At 56.4% G+C, this 6,204-nt stretch carries 6 protein-coding genes; 5 read left to right on the top strand and 1 reads right to left on the bottom strand.

Annotated features, from left to right (window positions below):
- Nucleotides 1-528 (top strand): sulfite exporter TauE/SafE family protein (locus V6C07_RS10775; RefSeq protein ID WP_333536487.1); only part of this gene is annotated, 528 nt, incomplete at its 5' end.
- Nucleotides 529-530: 2 nt separating this feature from the next.
- Nucleotides 531-1,262, top strand: a complete 732-nt coding sequence (locus tag V6C07_RS10770; RefSeq protein ID WP_333536486.1) for a hypothetical protein — start codon at nucleotides 531-533, stop codon at nucleotides 1,260-1,262.
- Nucleotides 1,263-1,632: 370 nt separating this feature from the next.
- Here V6C07_RS10770 and V6C07_RS10765 read toward each other — a convergent pair whose 3' ends face one another.
- Nucleotides 1,633-1,908 (bottom strand): hypothetical protein, encoded by a 276-nt coding sequence (locus V6C07_RS10765; RefSeq protein ID WP_333536485.1) that lies wholly within the window; start codon nucleotides 1,906-1,908, stop codon nucleotides 1,633-1,635.
- A 247-nt stretch (nucleotides 1,909-2,155) separates the two neighbouring features.
- Between V6C07_RS10765 and V6C07_RS10760 the strand changes: the two genes are divergently transcribed.
- From V6C07_RS10760 to tyrS, 3 genes are all read left to right on the top strand, one after another.
- On the top strand, nucleotides 2,156-3,058 hold the full coding sequence (locus tag V6C07_RS10760) for a hypothetical protein (RefSeq protein WP_333536484.1): 903 nt from the start codon (nucleotides 2,156-2,158) through the stop codon (nucleotides 3,056-3,058).
- A 916-nt stretch (nucleotides 3,059-3,974) separates the two neighbouring features.
- Nucleotides 3,975-4,223, top strand: a complete 249-nt coding sequence (locus V6C07_RS10755; protein ID WP_333536483.1) for a hypothetical protein — start codon at nucleotides 3,975-3,977, stop codon at nucleotides 4,221-4,223.
- Nucleotides 4,224-4,397: 174 nt separating this feature from the next.
- Nucleotides 4,398-5,594: a tyrosine--tRNA ligase gene (gene tyrS / locus V6C07_RS10750; protein WP_333536482.1), complete on the top strand. Its 1,197-nt coding sequence runs from the start codon at nucleotides 4,398-4,400 to the stop codon at nucleotides 5,592-5,594.
- Nucleotides 5,595-6,204: the final 610 nt, after the last annotated feature.

Here is a 6,204-nt window from a genome sequence, read left to right as displayed (position 1 = left end):
CGCCGCATTTCCGGCTGGATCGTGGCGGCGGGCGGCGTTTTTGTGGGTCTGCTGGCCGCCATCATGGGCGTGGGCGGCGGCTTCGTCACCTTCCCCATGTTTGTGTACATCTTCGGCGTGTCTTCCATGACCACTGTGGGAACCGATATCCTGCAGATCATCTTCACCGCCGGTTTCGCGGCCATCGGCCAGTATGCCATTTACGGCTACGTGTTCTACACGCTGGCTATCGGCATGCTGCTCGGCTCGCTGCTGGGCATTCAGGTCGGCGCTCTGACCACCAAGGTGGTCAAGGGCATCCACATCCGCGGCTTCTACGCCATCTCCATCATCGCGGGCTTCATCAACCGCGCAGCCACCCTGCCCAAAAAGCTGGTGGAAATGGAAGTGCTCAACTGGTCGCCGAAGGTTGTGGGCATTATCGAAAGTGTGGGCAACGTCGTTTTCTGGGTCGTTGTGGCATTCTTCGGCATCTGGGTCTTCAGCAAATTCTTCGCCAACATCGGTAAGCTCAGAGGGGAGGCCTGATTATGCTCGTACATGCTAAAGCGCCCTTTATCCGAGGCTGCCTGCTGCTGATTTCGTTTCTTGTCCTTTTCGTGATCCTGCTTATGCCCATCATGAAGGATGAGCTTGGCAACCATGTCACCGGCCTGCAGTATGCGGACAACGTTTTTAACGAACTGTCCAAGGGTTCGTCCTATTTTATTCCCGGTGTGCGTGAAAACCTCAAAAGCGTCGACGGTAAGGACATTCAGATTACCGTGAAGCTCAAAAAGGCCGATCTTGCCCCTCTGGCCGCCCTGGTGCTGGAAAAGTCCGGTGCTACCAATGTGAGCGTCCAGGACGGCAAGGTCAGCTTCTCCGGCAATCTTGGCCTTATTCTGGCCTCGGCCACTGACGACTCCGACAACCTTTATAACAATGACGCCGAGGCCGTAGCGCAAAAGTACGGCGGCGAGCCTGCCCTCAAGGTAGCCTCGGCATGGTGGTATGTGCTTTCACCCACCATCAAGGAACTGCAAAAGCAGCACAAGATTGCAGAATCGCAGGTGGTTGACCACGTACTGCGCCGCGCCATCGAGCCTGGCAACAACTTCTACAGCGTACCGGCTGCCAAGGTTTCAGAGCACCTTATGCTGATGAGCGCCATGCTTATCTTCTACGTGCTTTATACCCTGTGGTACGGCTTTGCCATCTTTGAACTGTTTGAAGGTCTGGGCCTTGCCATGACCAAGTCCAAGGTCAAGCAGGAAAGCTAGACCTCACAAAATTCCGTTCCGGCGGCTCCTCAGCAAGACCGCGCCGGAGCGGAACAAAGATGCCTTTTGTTAGAGGCCCCCTGTCCGCAGGGGGCCTCTCTTGTATGTAGGTGTAAAAAATCTTTACCATGTGAACATGTCCTGAACATACCCTGGCGGTTACGGTTGCGGCTACAGATGCCGTCACAAGCGAAAGCCGCAGCTTCAGCAGCTGACCTGAAACTCTGGGCCAGGCAGTGCTGCCGGCTGCTTGGGCGGCCAGATACCGCATAGCCAATTCAAAGCATGAGAGCGCACATACCCCCGGGCTGTTCCAGGCCGGGCATGGACCGTCAGATAAAAAATATATTGCCAGAAATAGGGCCTGTTTTTAAGTGAATATTCCACATGCGCCCCAACTGCTGCTGCCATGCGACAGGGCTGCAAAAACCGGTATGCCGCACTGCATGTACGGCACAAACCAGAGCGGATTAGCATTGAAAATGTTGACCTGCTCTACGCGGATTTTGGAAGAAATCCGCACCACGCCCCGCTTGCAAGACAAACTTGTTTCGACCGTGACAACGAAGGAAGCCACGGGCGAATACAGCAGCGATGCTTCGCCGTCACACAAGCATTTCAAAACAAAAATGCCCAGAACCGCCACGCCCTTGCAAACCCGCCAACAGCAAAAATGCTTTTTCTGCCGCACAAGCAAAGTTTGCCATTATTGACGGGGTTATAAGGCTGGCGTACTGTGACTACAGATATCATATAAAACGATATCGTAATTCTATAGTTTCTCCATTCGCGTAAACAGTTCATGAACAGGAGCCTGTGCGCCGGCTCCAACGACAGATCCGCCCTTGCGAACGAAATTCGTCTGCATGGACAAGCGCGGAACGGAGTGCCTCATGACGACTCCTACCTCCTACTGCCTTTGGAACTCCAATGCCACGGAAGCTTTTGCCCGCGCCATGCGCCAACGGGCGACAGTGCGCATCAAATGTTGCCTGCCACATGAGGGCAAACCGACGGATATCGTCATGCACGGCAGACTTCGCAGTGTTGACGGGCGCGAAGTGCTGTTTATGCCGCGCCACACCGAAGTCAAGCAAGGCAAAAGCAAGGGTGAAGAAAATACCTGCGAATTTTTCTTCAGTCTGGAGCAGCGGGAAGAATCCGGCATGAGCCGTATGGGCTATCAGGGCTCGGGCCTGATTCTTGAAAGGAACAAGGATGACAAGGGCGGCATACGCAGCCTGCGGCTGCGCCTTGCCCGCAGTTGTGCCGTCCGGCAGATGCGCCGACACAAAAGGGTAACGTGGAGCAAGGACCGCAGCCGCCTGGCCGGCATCACGCCGCTGGAAAATCCCCCGACCACAAGGGCGGAGCTGAAAGAGTTGCTGGCCGAATATTATGCTTTGGGCCGCCCCAACCCGCTACCCCTGGTCAACCTTTCCGCAGGCGGCGCGTGCGCCTGTCTGCCGGAAGAGATCTCGTCAATAATCCTGGCCTCCACATACCTTTTCTTTATTGTACCCAACAAGTCTGCCGATTCGGAACCGCCCTACATCTTCCTTTCCAAAAAAATGGGAACCTGTAAAAGCCTTTGTGATCAGGGAACCGCGCTGCGCCTCCTGTTCACCGAGGAACTGGACTGGTTTGCCCCAAGCCAGAACCTTAAATGGGACGACATCCTCGCCTCCGGCTCTGAACGCCTGAAAAACTGCCTGGAAAACTATGACGACGAGGATGAGGCAGACGACGAGCCGAGCGTGGACGCTGCCACGGACAAATCCCGCCTGACCGCCTGACGCCCGCCTTTCCGTCCGAATGCACGAACCTGATCGCTTCAGCCGGACACACCGGATATCTCGGCCTGGCCTCATCTGCCGCCACCTCGCCCTGACACATTAGAGCAATTTAACTTTTAAATTGCTCGGACGGCTGCGTGAGCAGACGTTCGCTACGGAGGCGTAAGCGCAGTTTATCTGCGCGGTTAAACGCCGAAGTAAACTTTGAAAATGTACATTTTCAAAGTTAATCTGCTCTAGAACATTTAACACTTGAAATGCTCGCTTACGGCAGGCAAAAGCCTGCCTTCTCGCATTTCGTGGCAAGGATTTTCTTGAAAATCCTTGCAGAGCAGTTAACTCATTTCATTCGTTAACTGCTCTAGCCAGACGACTCGTTCTGACACCACACCCGGGCACATAAATCTGATCACACAGCCCAGGCCCTCGGATTCATCGGCATCTGGCCGGCATCTGCCCCGCCTCTGCCCTGCATCCGCCCGGCGCATAGCATGATCGCCCGCCCTGTTACTGCGACATTTCGCGCCTCAGACTTTTTGACACTCCGCAACAAAACTACCGGCAAAGGGGCTGTGCCGCCCCAGACTCTCCGTGTAAAGCCGCGCGCCCTTCGCCATATTGGCCTGTCCTCTTCCTTCGCCCTGCGGATACCGGCAACAATGCCGTTAACAGTCGCCAATAAACGCCGCTGCCAACAGCCCACCACCAGCCGGCGCAACGGAAAATTCTGCCCCTTCCCGGCCCTTGTTGCCGGGCAAAGCGCCCATCCCCACCCGCAGAGGCAACACCGCAGCGCGCGTTACGCCTACGGCGTCCTGGCCGCACAATGGCACTCAACTTGCATAACTTTCAGCATCCGCCCCGTGCGGAAAATCTGACCACACCCGCCTTCGCGGCCACATATGAGGATACTGTCATGGAAATTTCCGGACTCAACAAATTCAGTGCGTTTGCGTTCCCCCTGCCCGGCAAGGACGATTCCGGCTCCACCCCCGCCGCCGTGCAGGACGTCGTGAACCTGAGCACCCCCAAGCTGCTTGAAGATCATGAAGTGGAGTCCGTTATGGACGAAACCCTGAACATGATCGCCCATGACAACGTGGCCGCGCTCTCCGCACACGGCGGATTGAGCCAAAGCCGCGTTTTCGCGCTGCTCGGCATGTAGCGGGGCGGCTGCGGCCGCGCCTTGCCCGGCACATTACGGCAATGAAAATTTGACACCTCCGCCGCGTTGAGGCTACTGTCTCCTGTCCAAGTCAGGCACAGAACACCTGTTCTGTGCCGAATTTTTTACCGCAACAGACTGTATTACCGCAGCCGGTACATGAGGATAGGGCAAATGACCGACATTGACCGCCAAATGGCTACCATCAAGCGCGGCGTGGCCGAACTGATCGACGAAAACGAACTGCGCAAAAAAATCCTGCGCGGCTCTCCCCTGCGCATCAAGGTGGGCTTTGACCCCACCGCCCCCGACCTGCATCTGGGGCACACCGTGGTCATGCACAAGATGCGTCACTTTCAGGAACTGGGCCACCATGTCGTCTTCCTCATAGGCGACTTCACCGGGCGTATCGGCGACCCTTCGGGCCGCTCCGAAACCCGCCCGCCGCTGACTGAAGAACAAGTGCTCGCCAATGCCGAAACCTACAAAAAACAGGTCTTCAAAATCCTTGACCCCGCCAAGACCGAAGTGGCCTTCAACTCCACGTGGCTTGGCAAGCTCGACGCCACAGGTTTCATCAAGCTTGCGTCCAGCTATACCGTAGCCCGCATGATGGAGCGCGACGATTTCGAAAAGCGCTTCCGCGAGCAGCGGCCCATTTCCATACACGAATTCCTCTATCCCCTGTGCCAGGGCTATGACTCCGTATGCCTCAAGACCGATGTGGAAATGGGCGGAACCGACCAGAAGTTCAATCTGCTTGTGGGCCGCAACCTTCAGGCCCACTACGGCATTGAAAGCCAGTGCATTCTCACCATGCCCCTGCTTGAAGGCACTGACGGCGTTCGCAAGATGTCAAAATCTTACGGCAACTATATCGGCATCGACGAGGCGCCTTCCGAGATCTTCGGCAAAATCATGGCCGTTTCCGACGACCTCATGTGGCGCTACTACGAACTGCTTTCCGCCAAAAGCCTTGAAGACATCGCCGCCCTCAAAACGGATGTGGCTAACGGCACTGTTCACCCCAAGGCCGCCAAGGAAACGCTGGCCCACGAAATGGTCAGCCGCTACCACAGCGAAAAGGACGCCGACGAAGCACAGCAGGGCTTTAATGCGGTATTTGCGGGCGGCGGCGTGCCGGATGAAATGCCCGAGCATCAGTGCGCGCACGGTGAAGACAGTACGCCTCCGGTATTCCTTGAAGCCGCCGGCCTGGTAAAAAGCCGCGGCGAGGCCAAACGCCTCATGAAAGAAGGGGCGCTTTCCATTGACGGCCAGCGCTGCGATGACGCCATCACGCCTCTGGCCGCCGGGGAATATGTGATAAAATTGGGTAAAAAGCGCTTTTTGAAGCTGGTGGTCAGCTAGAGCAGATCAACTTTGAGAATGTACATTCTCAAAGTTTACTTCGGCGCTTAACCGCGCAAGTAAATAGCTCTGCTGTCTTCGCGGCAGTGGTTGGCGAGCCTGCGAGCCTTACGAATGGCGACAGTGGTTGTGTGGAAACAAACCGCTCGTTACACATGCTGTCCGCAAGCGTAGTTTCCTGCGTTACAACTCCTGAAGCATCCGTAACTTCCTTTGTCGTAACGGCTGAAGCTGCGCTTGCATCTTTGCGGCTGGCGGCTGCTCACGTTGGCGCTTGCCCACGCAGCCATCAAAGTACATTTCAAGCGTTACCATCTCTGAGCCAGAGCTGGTAACGCTTGAAACCGTTTTAGGGCCGGCCTTGCCGGTGACAAAGCAGCACGTTGCCGCCGTATTTTTGCTGCCCACGGCCAAATATCTCGGCCGCCCGCGCAGCCGGCATGGGACGCATTGAAAGAGCACCGGGATAAACAAGGACGCGCCCGCAGCAAAAAACGCGCGCCCCAAAACCCGCTGCACACAACGCGCTGCGCGGACTGTTCAGACCGCGAACGCACAGGGCAATTGAAAATCTGAGGGCTGCCCCGACCAAGGGCAGAGGCGGCACCAA

The organism is Desulfovibrio sp. 1214_IL3152 (assembly GCF_036763055.1).
Classification (GTDB): Bacteria; Desulfobacterota; Desulfovibrionia; order Desulfovibrionales; family Desulfovibrionaceae; genus Desulfovibrio.
The sequence above is the reverse complement of the archived record's forward strand: the minus strand, read 5'-3'. Positions and strand labels throughout refer to the sequence as shown.